21 protein-coding genes are annotated in these 17,393 nt (G+C 71.6%); 8 read left to right on the top strand and 13 right to left on the bottom strand.

Features of this window, described 5'->3' with window-relative positions:
• Window position 1: 1 nt before the first annotated feature.
• From BC793_RS20220 to BC793_RS20230, 3 genes are read left to right on the top strand one after another with little or no spacing between them, the layout of a single operon-like run.
• Window positions 2-1,111 carry an AI-2E family transporter gene (locus BC793_RS20220; protein ID WP_109594452.1) on the top strand — a complete coding sequence of 370 codons (1,110 nt, stop codon included), beginning with the start codon at window positions 2-4 and terminating at the stop codon, window positions 1,109-1,111.
• Entirely contained in the window at window positions 1,074-1,568 is a 495-nt protein-coding gene (locus BC793_RS50665) for a DUF1269 domain-containing protein (RefSeq protein ID WP_109594454.1), read from the top strand. The genes BC793_RS20220 and BC793_RS50665 overlap by 38 nt, the downstream gene beginning before the upstream one ends.
• Window positions 1,565-2,929 carry a DUF2252 domain-containing protein gene (locus BC793_RS20230; RefSeq protein WP_109594456.1) on the top strand — a complete coding sequence of 455 codons (1,365 nt, stop codon included), beginning with the start codon at window positions 1,565-1,567 and terminating at the stop codon, window positions 2,927-2,929. Before BC793_RS50665 ends, BC793_RS20230 begins: the two co-directional genes overlap by 4 nt.
• On the opposite strand, the gene BC793_RS20235 is transcribed toward BC793_RS20230, so the two are convergent.
• Window positions 2,902-4,311, bottom strand: coding sequence for a hypothetical protein (locus BC793_RS20235; RefSeq protein WP_239170183.1), 1,410 nt, complete (start codon window positions 4,309-4,311; stop codon window positions 2,902-2,904). The two genes, BC793_RS20230 and BC793_RS20235, sit on opposite strands and share 28 nt — an antisense overlap.
• Window positions 4,312-4,452: 141 nt before the next feature.
• Here BC793_RS20235 and BC793_RS20240 point away from each other — a divergent pair, with 141 nt between their 5' ends.
• Genes BC793_RS20240 through BC793_RS20250 form a run of 3 tightly spaced genes read left to right on the top strand, consistent with a single transcriptional unit; the run spans window position 4,453 to window position 5,612 of the window.
• The gene (locus tag BC793_RS20240) at window positions 4,453-4,872 is read left to right on the top strand and encodes a DUF6325 family protein (RefSeq protein ID WP_109594680.1); all 420 of its coding nucleotides are present in this window, start codon (window positions 4,453-4,455) and stop codon (window positions 4,870-4,872) included.
• 9 nt (window positions 4,873-4,881) lie between these two features.
• Window positions 4,882-5,328 carry a DUF6325 family protein gene (locus BC793_RS20245; RefSeq protein WP_203896306.1) on the top strand — a complete coding sequence of 149 codons (447 nt, stop codon included), beginning with the start codon at window positions 4,882-4,884 and terminating at the stop codon, window positions 5,326-5,328.
• Between the two features lie 5 nt (window positions 5,329-5,333).
• On the top strand, window positions 5,334-5,612 hold the full coding sequence (locus BC793_RS20250) for an SHOCT domain-containing protein (protein WP_109594682.1): 279 nt from the start codon (window positions 5,334-5,336) through the stop codon (window positions 5,610-5,612).
• A 91-nt stretch (window positions 5,613-5,703) separates the two neighbouring features.
• On the opposite strand, the gene BC793_RS51450 is transcribed toward BC793_RS20250, so the two are convergent.
• From BC793_RS51450 to BC793_RS20280, 7 genes are all read right to left on the bottom strand, one after another.
• Complete coding sequence (locus BC793_RS51450; RefSeq protein WP_239170184.1) at window positions 5,704-5,922, bottom strand: hypothetical protein; 219 nt, start codon at window positions 5,920-5,922, stop codon at window positions 5,704-5,706.
• Complete coding sequence (locus tag BC793_RS20255; RefSeq protein ID WP_239170185.1) at window positions 5,849-6,733, bottom strand: carboxylate-amine ligase; 885 nt, start codon at window positions 6,731-6,733, stop codon at window positions 5,849-5,851. The genes BC793_RS51450 and BC793_RS20255 overlap by 74 nt, the downstream gene beginning before the upstream one ends.
• Window positions 6,702-7,205 carry an RDD family protein gene (locus tag BC793_RS20260; RefSeq protein WP_109594460.1) on the bottom strand — a complete coding sequence of 168 codons (504 nt, stop codon included), beginning with the start codon at window positions 7,203-7,205 and terminating at the stop codon, window positions 6,702-6,704. The genes BC793_RS20255 and BC793_RS20260 overlap by 32 nt, the downstream gene beginning before the upstream one ends.
• Window positions 7,202-7,576 (bottom strand): hypothetical protein, encoded by a 375-nt coding sequence (locus tag BC793_RS20265; protein ID WP_109594462.1) that lies wholly within the window; start codon window positions 7,574-7,576, stop codon window positions 7,202-7,204. Before BC793_RS20265 ends, BC793_RS20260 begins: the two co-directional genes overlap by 4 nt.
• The gene (locus BC793_RS20270; RefSeq protein WP_239170186.1) at window positions 7,573-10,254 is read right to left on the bottom strand and encodes a cation-translocating P-type ATPase; all 2,682 of its coding nucleotides are present in this window, start codon (window positions 10,252-10,254) and stop codon (window positions 7,573-7,575) included. Before BC793_RS20270 ends, BC793_RS20265 begins: the two co-directional genes overlap by 4 nt.
• A 9-nt stretch (window positions 10,255-10,263) precedes the next feature.
• Window positions 10,264-10,761 carry a DUF6069 family protein gene (locus BC793_RS20275; RefSeq protein ID WP_109594464.1) on the bottom strand — a complete coding sequence of 166 codons (498 nt, stop codon included), beginning with the start codon at window positions 10,759-10,761 and terminating at the stop codon, window positions 10,264-10,266.
• A 205-nt stretch (window positions 10,762-10,966) separates the two neighbouring features.
• A complete protein-coding gene (locus tag BC793_RS20280; protein ID WP_109594466.1) occupies window positions 10,967-11,869 on the bottom strand; it encodes a hypothetical protein in 903 nt (300 codons plus the stop codon).
• Window positions 11,870-11,884: 15 nt separating this feature from the next.
• Between BC793_RS20280 and BC793_RS48910 the strand changes: the two genes are divergently transcribed.
• Together BC793_RS48910 and BC793_RS20285 are read left to right on the top strand one after the other, a co-directional pair.
• Window positions 11,885-12,196 carry an MDR/zinc-dependent alcohol dehydrogenase-like family protein gene (locus BC793_RS48910; protein ID WP_146246359.1) on the top strand — a complete coding sequence of 104 codons (312 nt, stop codon included), beginning with the start codon at window positions 11,885-11,887 and terminating at the stop codon, window positions 12,194-12,196.
• A gap of 9 nt (window positions 12,197-12,205) precedes the next feature.
• Window positions 12,206-12,568: a MerR family transcriptional regulator gene (locus tag BC793_RS20285; RefSeq protein ID WP_109594468.1), complete on the top strand. Its 363-nt coding sequence runs from the start codon at window positions 12,206-12,208 to the stop codon at window positions 12,566-12,568.
• Between the two features lie 141 nt (window positions 12,569-12,709).
• Here the strand turns inward: BC793_RS20285 and BC793_RS20290 are convergent, their stop codons facing one another.
• The 5 genes from BC793_RS20290 to BC793_RS20310 all read right to left on the bottom strand — a co-directional run bounded on the left by BC793_RS20290 (window position 12,710) and on the right by BC793_RS20310 (window position 16,987).
• Window positions 12,710-13,492, bottom strand: coding sequence for an ABC transporter permease (locus tag BC793_RS20290; protein WP_109594470.1), 783 nt, complete (start codon window positions 13,490-13,492; stop codon window positions 12,710-12,712).
• Complete coding sequence (locus BC793_RS20295; protein ID WP_109594472.1) at window positions 13,489-14,451, bottom strand: ABC transporter ATP-binding protein; 963 nt, start codon at window positions 14,449-14,451, stop codon at window positions 13,489-13,491. The genes BC793_RS20290 and BC793_RS20295 overlap by 4 nt, the downstream gene beginning before the upstream one ends.
• Window positions 14,452-14,651: 200 nt before the next feature.
• Window positions 14,652-15,497, bottom strand: coding sequence for a DUF4097 family beta strand repeat-containing protein (locus tag BC793_RS20300; RefSeq protein WP_109594474.1), 846 nt, complete (start codon window positions 15,495-15,497; stop codon window positions 14,652-14,654).
• Window positions 15,498-15,523: 26 nt separating this feature from the next.
• On the bottom strand, window positions 15,524-16,051 hold the full coding sequence (locus BC793_RS20305) for a hypothetical protein (RefSeq protein WP_109594476.1): 528 nt from the start codon (window positions 16,049-16,051) through the stop codon (window positions 15,524-15,526).
• Between the two features lie 57 nt (window positions 16,052-16,108).
• Entirely contained in the window at window positions 16,109-16,987 is an 879-nt protein-coding gene (locus BC793_RS20310) for an aminoglycoside phosphotransferase family protein (protein ID WP_109594478.1), read from the bottom strand.
• Window positions 16,988-17,393 lie beyond the last annotated feature (406 nt).

Raw genomic sequence — 17,393 nt, forward strand, 5'->3', positions numbered from 1 at the left:
CATGCTTCCCCGCGGTGTGCTGGTCCTGCTCGGCACGGCCTGTCTGGTCGTCGTCGTGGGCGGGATGCACGCGGTCGCGGAGCTGGTCGGGCCGGTGTTCCTTGCCCTGATGCTGGCGGTCACGGCCAGCCCGTTCACCGGGTGGCTGCGCCGCCGGGGTGCGCCGGTCTGGCTGGCGGCGACGGTCACCATCATCACCGTCTACCTGGGGCTGTTCGCCCTGGGCGGCGCGCTGGCGGTGTCGGTGGCCCGGCTGATCGATCTGCTGCCGGAGTACCAGGAGCAGTTCACTCAGCTGCGCGGCGACCTGACGAGCGGGCTCAGCGGACTCGGTATCGACGCGGAACAGATGAGCGCCGCGGTGGCCGGGGTGGAGCCCGGTTCGTTCGCCCGGTTCGTCGAGGCGCTCTTCGGCGGCCTGGCCGGTGTCCTGGGCAACGCGGTGTTCCTGCTGGCCGTCCTGCTGTTCATGTGCCTGGACGTGGTGAGCTTCCCGGCCCGGCTGGCGGCGGTGGCGCCCGAACGGCCCCAGGTGGTCGCGGCGCTCCGCTCGTTCGCCTCCGGAACCCGGCGATACCTGCTGGTCACCACCGCGTTCGGACTGATCGTCGCGGTGTTCGACACGGCCCTGCTGTGGTGGCTGGGCATCCCGCTGCCGCTGCTGTGGGGGCTGCTGTCGTTCATCACCAACTACATCCCGAACATCGGGTTCATCATCGGCGTGATCCCGCCGGCGCTGCTCGGACTGCTGCAGGGCGGTCTCGATCTGATGCTGTGGGTCATCGCCCTCTACTGCGTCGTCAACTTCATCATTCAGGAGATCATCCAGCCCAAGATCGTCGGCGACGCGGTGGGCCTGTCGGTCACGGTCACGTTCCTGTCCCTGGTCTTCTGGGGCTGGGTTCTGGGCCCGCTCGGCGCCCTGCTGGCGATCCCGCTGACCCTACTGACAAAAGGCCTCCTCATCGACGTCGATCCATCGACCCGCTGGCTGAACCGTCTGCTCGCCTCCGGAACACCCTCGCCCACCGGGGATGAGGCGCCGGAAGCGGCCCCGGCCGACGATGACGGCCATGACCACGTTCACGGTATGGAAGTTCGACGAACCTGAGCGGGCGGAACGTGCCGCCTACATCCTCAAGCACGCCGAGGCCGAGGGCCTGGTGAAGGTCGTGGACCACGCGGTGGTCACCTGGCCGTACGGCGCCGCGACACCGGAGACCCACCACGAGAACGAATCGAGCCGCCGGCACACCGGCTGGGGCGCCTTCTGGGGCGTCATCGTCGGTGGGCTGTTCCTGGTGCCGATCGCCGGTGCGGCGGTCGGCGCCGGCATCGGCGCCCTGGTCAGGGCCACCGAGGGGACCGGCATCGACCGGGATCAGCTGGAGACGATCCGGACCGAGATCACCGAGGGCACGTCGGCGCTGTTCCTGGTCACCGACCACGGCGACCTGGACCGGCTCGGCGAACGGTTGCACGGTATGCACAAGCGGCTGATCGCCACCAACCTCACCGACGGCGAGCGGGAGATCCTGCTCGAGACGTTCAGTGGTGGCAACCCGTGACCGGCACCGTCGCACGCGACCCGGCCGCGCGCGCCGCGGCCGGGAAGGCGGCCCGCGAACGGGCGCCGCTGGACGGCCACGCCGAGTTCGTCCCGGCAGCCGACCGCCCCGATCCGGTCGCCGTACTACGTGCGCAGGAGGACGGCCGCGTCCCGGAGCTGCTGCCCATCCGGCACCAGCGGATGACGGCGTCACCGCTCGCGTTCTACCGCGCCGCCGCCGCGACGATGGCCGCCGACCTGGCGGCCCTCCCGTCCACCGGGCTCGTCAGCCGCCTCTGCGGTGACGCCCACCTGCTCAACTTCGGCGCCTATGCCTCACCGGAGCGCCGCCTCGTCTTCGACCTCAACGACTTCGACGAGTCCCACCCCGGCCCGTGGGAGTGGGACGTCAAGCGCCTGGTCGCGAGCCTGGCGCTGGCCGGCCGGGAGAACGGGTTCAAGCGCCGGCAGCGGGCGGCCGTGGTGCAGGCCACCGCCCGCCACTACCGGGACGCGATGCGCGGCTTCGCCACGATGCGCGAGCTGGACGTCTGGTACGCCCGCGCCGACATGGACGAGTTGCGCGAGCGGCTCACCGGACGGCGCGGGCGGCGGGTGGCGGCGGCCGGGGCGAAGGCCCGCTCCCGGGACGGTCTCCAGGCGTACCACCGGCTGACCGTGGTCGACGGCGACCGCCGGCGGCTGGCCGCCGACCCTCCGCTGCTCGTCCCGATCGGCGACCTGATGCCCGGGGTGGCCCGCAAGCTGCTCGAGGACCAGATCCGGGAGCTGCTGGCCGGGTACCGGCGGAGCCTCGCCGACGACCGGCGGCGGCTGTTCGACGCGTTCGACTTCGTCGACATGGCCCGCAAGGTGGTCGGCGTCGGCAGCGTCGGCACCCGCTGCTGGGTGGTCCTGCTCACCGGCCGCGACGACGCCGACCCGTTGCTGCTCCAGGTCAAGGAGGCCGGACCGTCGGTGCTGGCCGGCAAGGTCGGCCCGATCCCGGTGCCGGACTGGGACAGCGACGGCCGCCGCGTCGTCTCCGGCCAGCGGATCCTCCAGGCCACCAGCGACATCTTCCTCGGCTGGCACAGCGCCGAGGGGATCGACGGGCAGGCCCGCGACTTCTACGTGCGCCAGCTGCGCGACTGGAAGGGCGGCGCCGATGTCGCGTCGATGGACCCGGAGGGTCTGCTCACCTACGGCCGGCTCTGCGGGTGGACGCTGGCCCGGGCACACGCCCGCGGCGGCGACCGCATCGCGATCGCCGCCTACCTGGGTTCGGGCGAACGGTTCGACCGGGCGATGGTGCCGTTCGCGGAGGCCTACGCGGATCAGACCGAAGCCGATCACGCGGCCTTCGCGGCCACCTGCTGAGACCGCGCGATCAGGGTCACGCCGATCTCGTACGCCGCCAGCAGCCCCACGATCACGAGCAGCGCGGTCCAGGACGACAGGATCAGCGCCAGCACCGCCGCCACGATCAGCCCGCCCACGCGTACCGCGTCGAGGTGCCCGGTGATGAAGCCGGGCGCCCGCCGTACCACCACGGCCGACCGCCGCCGGACGGCGCCCGCACCCGTGCGGATCGTCGCGCGCAGCCACGCCGGGAACCGGCCCGGCCCCACCAGGTACGCCAGCGCCGCCACCGCCACCCCGATCCAGATCAGCTGCTCCCCCCGTGTCCGCAGCAGGCTGAACACCGTGGTCATGGCCGCGTCCACACCGTCGCGATAGGTCCCGGCCGGCACCTGCTCGAGGATCTGGGCGCGGACCCCCCGCAGCAGCGCGGTGATCGCGACGGACGCCACCACCAGCCAGATCCCGAACTGGACGGCCGTGCGGCGCCGGTGTGGCGACACCACGAACGCGGCGATCAGCAGCAGGATCGTGCCGGCGGCGAAGAGGAGCAGATAGCGTTTGGCGGCGGCGACCGCCTGCTGCGCCTCCCACAGCTGCCCGGAGTCGTAGACGGTGAACTGGGCGAAATTCGCCGGCAGGCTGACGCCGACCGCCTCCTCCACACGCAGCCGCAGGTTCTCCGGGATGGCACCGCTGCTCAGGTCCGGCAGCGTGACCTGCTTACCGAACAGCGTCGGCAGCTGGTCACTGAGCTCCCGCAACACCTGGTTGATCAGCGGCAGCAGATCGATCTCGATGCGATCGCGGCCGGCGGTGACGACCGCGCTGGTGCCCTCGATCACCGCGAGCACCCGCTGGTGGAGCTCCTGGTTGACGGTGACCCAGATGGCCTGGAAGCGATCACTGTCCATCACCTTCACGACGGTGGCGCGGACCTGTTCGCGCAGCTGCCCGGCGATCGGGCCGGCCACGAACGCCGCCTGCTGCGGCAGCACGTCGCGCAGCCGCTGCTCCACGTCGAGCATCCGGAACACCTCGGCCGTCGCGTACTGTGCCACCGCCGCGTTCACCCGCGGATCCTGCGGCAGCGGCGCGACGGTCGCCACCCACCGGTCGGTGTTCAGCGTCGTCCGCGCCGCCCATAGCCCCACCACGCTGGTGACCAGGGCGAAGGCGGCCAGGGCGGCGAGCACGGCGGCCAGTATGCCTCTCAGCGGCAGCCTCCGGCGCCGAACATCCAGCCGGTCGCGCAATGCGGCGACCTCCGCTCGCAGCCGCTCCAGCTCCTCCTCCCTCTCCGGTACGGCCGTCGTGTCCACCGGTGGCGCGGTCTCCTCCGCGGGGCCGGGGGCCGTCTCCACAGGTGCGCCGGGGCCGGTGGTCGGCTGGCTCGTCATCGCTCCTCCTCCGCTGGCCGGATCCCGCTCGACGCTCCCCGAGCCGGCGGTGGCCAGCCTCATCCGACGCGGATGAACGGGCGGGCAGACTCATCCGCGGCGGATGACGTTCCGGCCGCCGACACCGAGCACGCTGGTCACATGGCATTGGGGCCGCTCGAACTGATGGTGTTGTCCTTTCCCGCGGAACGGCTCGGTGAGGGTGTCCGCGCGACGCTCGCCCTGCTGGCCGTGGCGGGCGAGATGCGTGTCGTCGACGTGCTGGTGATCCGTACCGACGGCGCCGGCGGCGCGTGCGCGGTGGAGCTGAGCGAACTCCCGTGCCTGCACGGGGAGGTGCATCTGGCCCGGCTGGCCAGCGGCCTGATCACCGAGTCGGACATCGACGACGTGGCGGGACTGGTCGACGGGCAGACCGACGCCCTCGCCGTCCTTCTGGAACACCGCTGGGTTCAGGACCTGGCCGGGCCGGTGGCCGCCTCCAGCGGCTGCATCGTGGCCCTCACCCACATTCCGGGAGCGCCGTGGCACAGCCGTGTCCCGGTGACGTCCCTGACCTAGGGAGTGCGTATGGAGTTGCAAGAGATGGGACCGGTCGACTACCTGTGTGTGGAGTTCCCCGACGGCAGCCTCGACGGGACCGCGTTCCCGCTGCTGGTGGATCTGGTGGACCGGGGGACCATCCGGGTCCTGGACATCCTGTTCGTCCGCCGGGAACGCGACGGGGCGGTGACGATGCTCGACTCGAACGACGTGGAACTGGCCGGGCTGGGCGTCTTCCACGGTGCCGCCTCCGGCATCCTCGGCGGAGACGACATGCGACAGGCCGGCAGTGTGCTGGAGCCCGGGTCGGCCGCGGTGGTGCTGGTCTACGAGAACGCGTGGGCGGCACCGCTGGCCATCCGGTTGCGGCGCAACGGCGCCCATCTGGTGGCGGGTGGGCGGATTCCCGTACAGGCGCTGATCTCGGCCCTGGACGACACGGAGTCCGAGACCGTCTCCGCCGGCGGAAGGTGATCACGATGACGCTGTTGAGAGGAATCGCCCGCACCGCGGCGATCGCCGGGACGGCGACCGCGGTCTCCAACCGGGTGTCCCGCCGCCAGTCGGGCCGCTGGTCCCGTCAAGCCGACCAGCAGTACGCCGAGCAGCAGTACTACGCCGGGCCGGAGCCGGGCGCGGAACCCGATCCCACGTCGGCCAAGCTGGACCAGCTGCGACAGCTCGGTGAGCTCAAGTCCCAGGGCGTCCTCACCGAAGCCGAGTTCGAGGAGCAGAAGGCCCGCATCCTGGCCGCCTGACCCCCGGACTCCACACGCCCGCGCCGGTCACCGTCGTGCATGCCCGCCACGGTGGCCGGTGCGCCGTGTCCGGGACCGGACCGGCTCCGGGTCAGATCCGGGCCGGAACCGTCTCGGCGGCGAGTGCCCCGATGAAACCCCTGGTCGGGCCGTATTTCTTCCAGAGGTGCCGCTGGCGTTGCGCGCCGGTGCCGGTACGCCGCAGCCGTTCGACGCCGGCGTAGACCTCCCCGGTGTCACCGGCCGCATCGAGCTGCGGGGTGATCCGTTCCAGCAGCCGGGCGGTCTGCCCGGCCCCGCCCCGGGCCACCGCGAGCAACTGCTCGCTGACCACCGGTCCCGGGACGGGCATCACCTTCTCCCGCGTGCGGATGTCCTCGATCAGGGTGGCCACCAGTGCCCGGGTGACACCGGCGAACAGCACCGTGTCCGCCACGTTCAGGCCGGTGTCCGCGACCCGTACCGATCGTCGGGTACCGCGCGGAGAGCCGGGCCAGAAAGTAGATGCCGGAGGCGTCGACGGCCGTGCCGGCGGCGACGAGCGAGCGCACCTCCCGGTCGTAGCTCTCGGCACTGGGCCAGACCTCGGGCAGCCGGAAGGTCGGCCAGCACAGCTGGTTCTGGTAGCGGAAACTGGACCAGCCGGTGTCGCCGTCGCCGGACACCGGCGAGTTCACGGTGAGCGCCAGCAGGGCCGGCAGCCACGGCCGGATCCGGGACAGCACCGCGGTCGCCAGTTCGCGGTCCGGGATGCCGATGTGGACGTGACAGCCGCAGGTGCCGCCGGCCACTGTCGACTCCGGGAACCGCTCGGCGAGCCGCCGATAGCGCTCCCCGTCGCTCAACGCGTCCAGCGGCCCGGCCCGGAACGGCGGCGCCCCGCTCGCGACCAGGTGGACCCCAGCCGCTTCGGCGGCCTCCGCGGCGGTCAGGCGCATCCGGGTCAGCTCCCGCCGAAGCTCGTCGAGCCCGGTGCAGACGGCCGTGGCCGTCTCCAGTTGATAGGCCATGTACTCCGGTGTGATGCCGGCGTCGTCGCCGACGCGGCGCATCACGTCCGGGGCGGCGGGTGCGACCGCCCCGGACGGATCAAGTAGTAGGAACTCTTCCTCGACTCCCATGGTCAGCACCACTAGAAGGTGCGTGGTGAGGTCCTCCGGGCACCTCATCCCCGCGGGGTGAGCTCCGGACCACCGAGGTACGGGCCAGTTTGTCGTGCAGGCCCTGATGACGGCGGTCGAACAGCAACCACAGGGCGACGACCGGCAGGTACGCCAGCAGCAGCGCCCGGACCAGCCCCGCGATCAGGCGTGGTGGCCGCCCGTCCCGGCCGATCACCCGCAAGCCGAACACCGCCTGGCCCGGCGTCCGCCCGGCCACGATCCAGAAGGCCGAGCAGTACAGGGCCATGATCGTGGGCAGGAACACCACATAGGTCGAGAGCACCATCCAGGCGAGTTCCCGGCCCTGACTGCCGAGGACCGAGGCGACGAGCGCGAAGGTCAACGTCGCCGCCCCGGCCATCACGGCCACGATCAGACCGTCCAGCACGTACGCCGCCGACCGGCTGACCAGCCCGGCGTACCGGTTCACGGCGACGGCTCGGTGTTCCCGTTGCGGGTCCAGCGCAGGGTCAGGCGGTCCACCGCGTCGTCGCCGGCCGCCGCCCCGGCACGGACCCGGCCGACGACCTCGCCGACCATGTTGTCGCGCTGGCCGCGGACCAGGGCACGGATCCGCTCCGGTTCGCGTTCCAGCAGTTCCAGCACCCGGTCGAGCTGGATCTCGACGACCCGCTCGACAAGCGGCGACGTGGCGATCGCGGTGATCAGCGCGTCGACCAGGCGGGTCCGGCGGGCCGCGCCGCGCTCGGCCAGCTCCTTCTGGTCGGCCAGCGCCTCGGCGGCCCGGGAGATCGCCCCGATCGCCACGTCACCCCACTGGAGCAGGCCGGGGACTCTCATCGCCGCCTCCGGACGACCATCTTGCGAATCTCCGTCGGTACCACCACCAGCGCGCCGGCGAGCAGGCAGATCAGCCACTGACCGACGTCCAGGCTGACGGTCTGCAGGATCTTCTGGAACAGCCCGAACTCGGTGGCCAGCACGATCGCCGCCGCCGACATACCGGTGGTGATCAGGAACCGCTTGTCGCCGAAGGTCTCCAGGCTGAACACCGAGCGGATGTCGCTGCGCACGGTCAGGGAGAAGGCCAGGTTGGCGATGGAGAACGCGGTCAGGCCCATGGTCCGGCCGGTGTCCAGGTCGTACTCGCCGTCGGCCCACCAGATCACCACCAGCGTGACCAGGCCCATCACCAGGCCGAGGAGGCTCAGCCAGCCGAGGGTCGCCCGGGTCAGCAGCGGCTCGTCGGACTTACGCGGTCTGTCCTTCATGATGTCGGGCTCGGCCTTGCCGTACCCGAGTCCGACGGCCTGGAACACCTGGGTGGTGAAGTTCAGCCAGAGGCTCTGCAACGGCAGGAACGGCACCCCGGCGGCGACGTTGGCGATGCTCGCCCCGAGGAACGTGATGATCATGCCGACCAGCACGCCCATCTGGAAGAAGATGTACTTCTTCAGGTTCGCGTAGAGCGCGCGGCCCAGTTCGACGGCCTTCACGATGGTGGCGAAGTCGTCGTCGGTGAGGATCATCGCGGCGGCTTCTTTGCTCACCTCGGTGCCGGTGATCCCCATCGCGATGCCGATGTCCGCCTTCTTCAGAGCGGGCGCGTCGTTCACCCCGTCACCGGTCATCGCGACGATGTGGCCCTTGCGTTTGAGCACCTCGACCAGGCGTACCTTGTGCTCCGGGGTGACCCTGGCGATCACGCCGATGCCGTCGATCTCCCGGTCCGCCTCCTCGTCGCTCATCGCGCCGAACTCGGCGCCGGTGATGGCCCGGCCGCGGATGCCGAGCTTGCCGGCGATCGCCGCGGCGGTGACCGCGTGGTCGCCGGTGATCATGCGGACCTCGATGCCGGCGGCATGCGCCTGACCGATCGCCGCCTGCGCCTGCGGGCGGGGCGGGTCGACGATCCCGATCAGGGCCAGCGGGGTCAGCCCGCTCAGCAGCGGGAGCAGATCCACATCCGGGTCGAAGCCGGCCGGGTCGAAGTCCTTGCGGGCGGTGGCCAGCACCCGCAGGCCCTGCTGGGCGAGCCGGGTGTTCTCCGCCAGGTACTTCACCGCGTCGGCGTCGGCGACCTCACAACGGGCCAGCAGCTGGTCCGGGGCGCCCTTGACGAAGCAGCGGACCACCTCGCGGCCGTCGTCGCCGGTCATCCGGTGGAACGTCGCCATCAGCTTGTAGGTGGCGTCGAACGGCAGCTCCGCCACCCGCGGATACCGTTGGCGGGTCGCCTCCGAGTCCAGCCCGCCCTTCTCGGCGAGCACCACCAGCGCACCCTCGGTGGGGTCCCCGATCATGTCCCCGTCCCGGACCACCGCGTCCGAGCAGAGGATCATCGGGAGCAGGTACTCCTCCAGGGGCACCTCCGGCTCCCCGGCCACCTTCTTGATCACGCCGTCGGTGGAGTATCCACCGCCGGAGATCGTGTAGCGCCGGCCTGGGACGGCCAGCTCCACCGCGGTCATCTGGTTGAGCGTCAGCGTGCCGGTCTTGTCCGAGTTGATCGCCGACGTGGACCCGAGGGTCTCGGTCGAGCGCAGCCGCTTCACGATCGCGTTCGACCTGGCCAGCATCTGGGTGCCGAGCGACAGGATGGTGGTGACCACGGCCGGCAGACCGGTCGGGATCGCCGACACCGCGAAGGCGACCGCCGCGGTGAAGACCACACCGAACTCGCTGCCCCGGGCCAGGTTGATGATCACCGAGGCGAGCAGGGCGATACCGGCGATCAGCAGGATCTGGTTGGTGAGCCTGCTGAGCTGACGGGTGAGCGGCGTCTCCGCGTCCTTCTCGGTCTGCAACATGCCGGAGATCCGGCCCACCTCGGTGTTCATGCCGGTCGCGGTGACCAGCAACTCCCCCGCGCCGCGGGTCACGTTGGTGTTCATGTACGCCATGTCGGACCGGTCGCCCAGCGCCGTGTCCGCCTCCGCCACCGCGGCGATGTCCTTGGCCACCGGCAGGCTCTCACCGGTCAGCGCCGACTCGTCGATCTCCAGGGTCGCCGCGCGCAGCAGCCGGCCGTCGGCCGGAACCACGTCACCGGCCTCCATCGCCACGACGTCACCGGGGACCAGCTGCTCGGCCGGGATCTCGACCAGCGTGCCGTCCCGCCGTACCTTCGCTTTGATGATCATCATCTTCTGGAGGGCGTCGATCGCGGCCGCCGCCTTGCCCTCCTGGTGCAGGCCGAGGGCCGCGTTCAGCAGGGTCAGCGCGATCAGCAGGATGCCGGTGCCGTACTGCTTCAGCGGGTAGAGACTGCCGATACCGGCGGCCAGCAGCACGATCTGCATCGGGTCGGCGTACTGCCGGACGAAGGACCGCCACCACGGCTCCTTCTTCGCCTCGGCGAAACGGTTCGGACCGTACTTGTCCCGGCGCCTGCCGACCTCCTCCTCGCTGAGGCCGCGATGCCGGTCGACGTTCTCGGCCTCGAGAGCCTCCGGGACGGACAGCACGTGGAAAACGGGAACCTCCGGGGCGTTCGGCGGCTCGGTCATCGTGGCCATCGGTTCTCCTTACCGGTACGGACGGGGATAGGGCCGGGTCGCCGGGCGAGAGGCCACCGGAACGATCGACGTCTTCGCCGTGCCCGCCACCAGCGAGCCGATCGCGACACCGAGCACGAAGTTCAGACCGGCCGTGTACATGCGGACACCCAGGGACGCGTCGGTCACGAACGGCGCCAGCATGGCCACGACCGTCGCCAGCGCCAGCACCCAGCCGAAGAACCGCATCGGCCGGGGCGTCGTCAGGATCAGCACGTGGATCAGGCCGGTGGCGGCCAGCGCGGACAGGGCGGCGCCGAGCGCGTACCAGCCGGTCGAGGCGTCCCCCCACACGCCCTGCCCCTTGGGTGCCAGCACCTCGATACCGAACAGGCCGCGCCCCAGCAGGATGCCGGCGATCGCGATCAGGGCCGCCACGGCCGCGGTCGCCGCACCGCCGGCCCACAGTTTCCCGGCGTTGATGGTGGGGCTCGGCCGGGGATCACCGGGCGTGTTCAATCCGGACATGAGTCCTCCTCGCGAGACACGGATTGCCGGCCCCGAGCGTCGCCGCGCCCGGGCCCGCACCGCCTCATCCGGAGTGGATGAACGCCCTCCGCCGGGTCACCCCCGGCTGGTCCTCACCGCTCTCTCAACCCGCCTGAGACAGCGGTGAGGACCAGCCGGATTCTTCGGCCTCAGGCGGCCGGTACCGCGTCCGGGCGGCGCCGTCTCAGCCGGCGCCGACAAGCCCGTCCGGCCGGCGCCGGGCCACCCCGGCGAGCAGGTCGGCGATCTGGATCCGCGGATCGTCGCGCGAGTCGGCCATCACCAGCCCGGCCAGCGGCGACGGCCCGTCGCCGGCGGTCAGTGCCCGTTGCAGGCGGGCCAGCCGGTCCGCGGTGAGCGCGCTCTGCTCGTCGTGGGTCACCAGAACCTGCCGGCGCTCGGCACTCCAGTGCAGGATCGTCCCGGCCAGCGCCGCGAGCATCGGTTCCAGCGGCGGCGGGATCGACCGGTCACCGTCGTCGAGCCGCGCCACGATCGCCGCGACCCGGTCGTCGGTGATCGTGGCGAGCACGGCGCCGGCCGGCCCACCGATCCCGGCCAGGGTGTCGCGGGCCCGCAGGAACCGTCCGGCGCCCGGATCACCGGGAATCCGCCGCCGGGTGCGGACCATGTCGGCGAAGGCGGCCAGAAACACCTGCCAGTCCGCGCCGGCCGCCCTGGCCTGATACAGATCGTGCGCCTCGGGCCGGTCCGCGCGCGTCAGCGAGCGGTAGGACGGCGCACCCAACAGCAGGTCCACGACCTGGGTGACCAGGAAGAACTCCTTGTCGATCCGGTGCACGTGGGCCCGGCCCCGCAGCGCCGCCAGCAGCCGGGCCAGCGCCTCGTCGGCGTCCGGACGGCGCAGGAACCGGCCCGACTTCACCTCGAACGGTGACAGGCGCAACGCGGCGATCAGGTCGACGGCCTCGGCCACCGACAGGTCGACACTGGCGTGCGTGATCACCGGCTCGGTCGTACGCAGCAGGTTCGCCCCCGAGAAACCGGACTCGTCACAGGCGATCTCCACGACGGCGCCGGCGGGCGTCCCGGCCGGCGGCAGGCCGCCCTGTAGCGGTGACCTCACACGCGTACCTCCGGCATGCCGACCATGCTGGGCCGCCGGACTGCGGCCGACAACCGAATTCGCGGGAGCACCGTTCCCGGGCCGTCCACCGCACCCGGACCGGCCCGTCGCTCCCTGTTGATCCTCCAGCAGGTCAGGCTGACCGGATACAGCGCACATGGCGACGTTTCGGTACGTGCTGAGTGGATCGAGCGATTCGGCGAATGGCTTCGGAACGGGGCCATATCGTTTCCGCACACCCGCATCGAAGGGATCGCGCAATCGCCGCGGGCGTTGCACGATGTCCTGACCGGACGTCATCTGGGCACGGTGATCGTGGCCGTCTGAGGAGGGCACATGCGGATCGGCGACGCCGCTGCGGCGGCCGGCACCACACCCCGGGCACTGCGTTTCTACGAGGCGAACGGGCTGCTCCCGCCGCCGCAGCGAACCGTCACCGGGCAGCGGATCTACGGCCCGCGCGACGTGGCCCGGCTGCGGATCATCCGGCAACTGCTCTGCCTGGGCCTGACCGTCGCCGATCTGCGCGACTGCGCCGACCGCCTGCACCTTCTGGAAAGCGAAAGGCCTCGGGGGTACGGCGAACCCGGCGCCTGCGCCAAGCCGACCGGACTCGCCTCCCGCCGGATCGCGACGCTGAACGCCGAGATCGCCCGCCTGACCCGCCTCCGCGACCGGTTGTCCGCCCGCACCCGCTGACCCCGCCGGCCGCCGCGCCGACGCCCCGCCGCGTCGCCCCCCACCCGCAGTACCGCTTGCGGCGCGCCCCCGATCTCGTGGACGTCCGCGATGACGGTGTGCGGACTCCACGAGATCGGAGGACGGGCTGCGCACGCTCTCTCAGCTGGCGGCGCGCTTGTTGTACTTCCGCTTGGCCCACACGTAGGACAGCAGCGAGATCCCGGCGCACCAGCCGAGCGCGATCGCCGCGCTGTTGCCGATGCCGGTGCCGAGCAGCAGGCCGCGCAGCGTCTCGATGATCGGCGTGAACGGCTGGTACTCGCCGAACAGCCGCAGCGCGGTCGGCATCGTGTCGGTGGGTACGAACCCGCTGCCCAGGAACGGCAGCAGGCTCAGGAACATGGGTGTGTTGCTGGCCGTCTCCACACTGTCGGCGACGATGCCGAGCGCCACCGCGAACCAGGTCAGCGCGAACGACGTCGCGGTCAGCACACCGGCTACGGCCAGCCATTCCAGCGGGGTGGCGGTCGGCCGGAACCCGATCAGCAGGGCCACGCCGAGCACCGCGAACAGGGCGATGAAGATCTGCACCATGCTGCCGAGCACGTGCCCGGTCAGCACCGATGCCCGGGCGATCGCCATGCTGCGGAACCGGTCGACGATGCCCTCGGTCATGTCCATCGCCACCGAGATGGCGGTGCCGGCGACCGCCCCGGCCACCGTGAACAGCAGGATTCCGGGGGTCAGGTAGTCGACGTAGGCGTCCCGGCCGCCGCCCAGCCCGGCGCCGACCGCGCCGCCGAACACGTAGACGAACAGCAGCAGGAAGATCACCGGCAGGCCGATCAGCATCACGGTCAGCGAGGGATAACGCCGTAGGTGCAGCAGCTGGCGGCGGAACATGGTCCGGGAGTCGGTCAGGGTGTGCGCCAGGGTGGTCATCGGGTCTCCTCGTCGGTGCTGGCCGGGTTGCCGGTGAAGGCGAAGAACACGTCGTCCAGGTCGGGGGTGTGGATGGTCAGGTGGTCCGGCGCGACGTGCACGCCGTCGAGCGTGGCGAGCACGGCGCGCAGCGAGGCGATGTCGCCGTCACTGGGCACCTGGAGGGTCAGGGCGTTCTCGTCACGGTTGGTGACGTTCAAGACCGCGGCGGCGGTACGCAACGCGCCCGGATCGGCGAAGCGCAGCACGAGGTGGCCGCCCGGGATCTGGCGTTTGAGCTCGTCCGGGGTGCCCTCGGCGACGATCCGGCCGTGGTCCAGAACGGCGATCCGGTCGGCGAGCTGATCGGCCTCCTCCAGGTACTGGGTGGTGAGGAAGACGGTCACGCCCTCGGCGACCAGTTCCCGGACGATCTGCCACATCTCCACCCGGCTGCGCGGGTCGAGCCCGGTGGTCGGCTCGTCCAGGAAGATCAGCCGCGGGTTGCCGACCAGAGTCATCGCGAGGTCGACGCGGCGCTGCTGGCCGCCGGAGAGCTGCGACACCGGCTTCGGCGCCGACTCGATGAGGTCGAACCGCTGGATCAGCCGGTCGACTCTTCGCCTGCCCTCGGTACGGCCCAGCCGGTTCAGGTCGGCCATCAGGCGCAGGTTCTCCCGTACCGTCAGAAGTTTGTCGACCGCCGCGAACTGCCCGGTCAGGCCGATCGCGGCCCGCACCGCGTCCGCCTCGCGGACCGGGTCGTGGCCGGCGACCCGGATCGAGCCGCCGTCGGCCTCCAGCAGGGTCGCGAGGATCCGCACCATGGTGGTCTTGCCCGCGCCGTTCGGGCCGAGCAGGGCGAACACGGTGCCCTCGGTGACGGTCAGGTCGATGCCGTCGAGGACGGTCTTGGTGCCGAAGCTCTTGCGGAGGCCGGCCACCGAGACGGCGGGCCGGGTGGTGACGGTTGTGGACATCTGCGCCTCCAGGCGGTTTGCGGGCAGGCTCCATCGCCGGACGTGCCATGAGAGGCACGTCCGGGCCGATGGGCAGGGGTCATCGCCGGCCGGGCCACTCGGGGACACGGCCGGTGAGAAGGAAGGGAGTCATCGCCGGCCGAGCCGGCGGGGGCCGGCCGGAGCCGGTCAGGGGTGGGTCAGGGGGTGGATCGGGAGGGTCAGGCCCGGCGGATCACGATGTCGCCGAAGCTGGTGCGGGCTCGCACCTCGGCCTGCTCGTCGGTCGTCGCGGGGCCGTCGGTGCTGGTCATCTCGTTGCGGACCCGGCCGTAGTGGGTGTGCACGTCCAGGCGGGCGGCGGTGCCCTGCCGGATGCCGATCTCGATCCGGCCGGCCGCGGTACGCAGCGTCGCCGTGCCGCGGACGAGTTCACGGACCCGGATGTCGCCGTTCGCGGTGTTCGCGGTCAACGAGCCGGCCGCGTGGTCCGCGACGATGTCGCCGTTGGCCGAGTGGATCCGCAGCTCACTGCCGGCATGTCCGACCCAGCTCTCCCCGTTGCCGTTCTTGAGCACGGCCGGGCCGGCCACCGACCGGATCCGCAGCTTGCCGGAGCCGGTCGTCAGTTTGGCGTCACCGGTCACGTTCTCCACGGCGACCAGGCCGAACCCGGTCGTCAGGTCCGCGCTGCCGGACTGCTCGACCTGCACGTCACCGGCACCACTGCGCAGCCGGCAGTCGCCCAGCTCGCCGGAGCAGCGGATGCCGCCGGCGCCGATCTTGGCGTCGACCTCCGAGCCGGCGGGCAGTTCGACGAGCACGTCGACGACACCGACCTTGCCGAAGACGCCGAACGCCGGATGCCGTGGGCCGCGGATCGTCAGGGTGCCGGAGGCCATCTCGACGCGGGTCTGCTCGGCGGCGCGCCGGTCACGTTCCTCGCTCTCGTCGGCGGGGCGCACGTGCACGATGGTGTCCGGCCGGTCGCCCGCCACCACGCGCAGCTCACCGGCGAGGACGTCGACGTTGGCGATGATGGGGCCGGGCGTGTCGAAGGTGGGCATGGCATGGCTCCGTTCGGTCGGGGGGTTCACCGGACCCAGCCGGTGAAGCGCTGGCCACCGGTGGTCGCGGTGACCGTCGTGGTCGTGGCGGGCGGCCGGTCACCGTCGGCGGCGGCGGCCGCGGCCCGGATCAGCCAGGTGTTGATCGAGACACCGTCACGGGCGGCGGCCTGCTCGATCCGGCCTTTCAGGTGTTCCGGCAGGCGCAGACTGATCCGGACGGTCGCCTCGTCCTCGCCGGGCGCGGGCGCCGGGGCGGGAACCGGATCGGGCGGCGGCGGCGCCGGTGCCCGGTCGGTCCACGGATCGGCGGGAGCCGGTGTCACGACGAAGCTGGGCTCGCGGTTACGCAGCCGGAGGTCGACCGAGCCGGGAGCCAGGTCCCGGGTGATCTCGGCGGCCGCCTCGGACAGGGCGTCCAGCAGGGCCAGGCGGGTTGCCGACTCCAGCGGTGCGGTGAGACGGTCGGCCAGCTCCCGGGCGTCCTCACCACCGGCGGCGGCGGCAAGCGCGAGCTCATGACGCAGCGCGTCGATGTAGGGGCGCAGTTCCATGGCACCACTATGGCATCACCGTGATGCCATGCGCAAGACCGTGGCATCACCGTGGCGTCAGGATCGGAAGACCGACACCAACCGCTCACAGCGGTACGGGTCCTCGGTCAGTCCCGCCCCCAGACCCCACAGCCAGTAGTCGACCGCCCGGTACAGCACCCAGTCCCGGCCGTGATCGCGATCCAGCCCGGCCGCCCGCACCGCGATGTCGAACCCGCGGACGACGTCATCCGGCCCCGGCATCTCGTCCAGCCGGGTCCACAGCACCCGGCCCAGATCGAACGCCCGATCCCCGCGCAGCAGCACCGGATCGACCACCAGCCACGGCTCCCGGTCGGCCCGCAACACCTGCGCCGCATGCAGATCGCCGTTCACCGCGTCACTCCCGGCATCCCGCGACAGCCGGGCACCGATGTCCAGCGCCAACCGCAGGATCCCCTCGTCGAACGGCCGGTTCAGCCGCTTCCACTCCCCCGCCATCCCGGCCGTACGCCCGGCGACCGCCGCGGCGGTGCTCGGCACGTGCTCGGGAGCGGGCACCGCCAGCCGGCGCATCATGCCGCCCAGCACGTGCATGGCCTCGTCCACCGCAACGTCCGACAGCGAGGCCGACGACAGCCGCTCCAGCAGCATCACGCCGGCGTCCGCATCGGCCTCGACCAGCCGTACCGTGCCCCGCCCGTCCCAGAACCGCAGAGCCCCGGCCTGATCCGCGACGTCCGGGCCGGGCGGGCTGAGCCGGAGAACGAACCGCGCGCCGTCCCGTGTGACCGGCACGACGAGCGCGTTCGAGCCGTGCGCCGGCTCACCGTCGATGGTCAGCCGCCACCGGGCACATTGCACGCGGACCAGCTCCGGCAGCCCGGCCAGCCACGCGCCCCCACCACGCCACCATCGAGGCGACTCCAGAAACGCCCGCGGAACCGTGAGCCCCATCCCGCGACTCTAGGTCGATCCCCCAGCTGGCTCCCCACCGCTGTCTCACCCCGCGCTCACACCGCGCTCACCCCGCGCGAGACAACGCTGAGAACCAGCCAGAACCAGGCAGCTGGCTCTCACCGCTGTCTCAGGCGCCCTGAGACAGCGGTGAGGACCAGCCGCGATGAGCGAGCTGGCTTCCACCGCTGTCTCAGCCCTCGCGAGACAGCGGTGGAAACCAGCCAGAGCCGGCGAGCTGGCTCCCACCGCTGTCTCGGATGGCGCGAGACAGCGGTGAGAACCAGCCGAGAGGAGCGAGCTGGCTTCCACCGCTGTCTCGGGCGTCCTGAGACAGCGGTGGGGACCAGCTGAGAGGAGTGGGCCGGCTTCCAGCGCTGTTTCGGGGGGCGGGAGGCAGCGGTGG

It is taken from the genome of Actinoplanes xinjiangensis (assembly GCF_003148685.1).
GTDB lineage: Bacteria > Actinomycetota > Actinomycetes > Mycobacteriales > Micromonosporaceae > Actinoplanes > Actinoplanes xinjiangensis.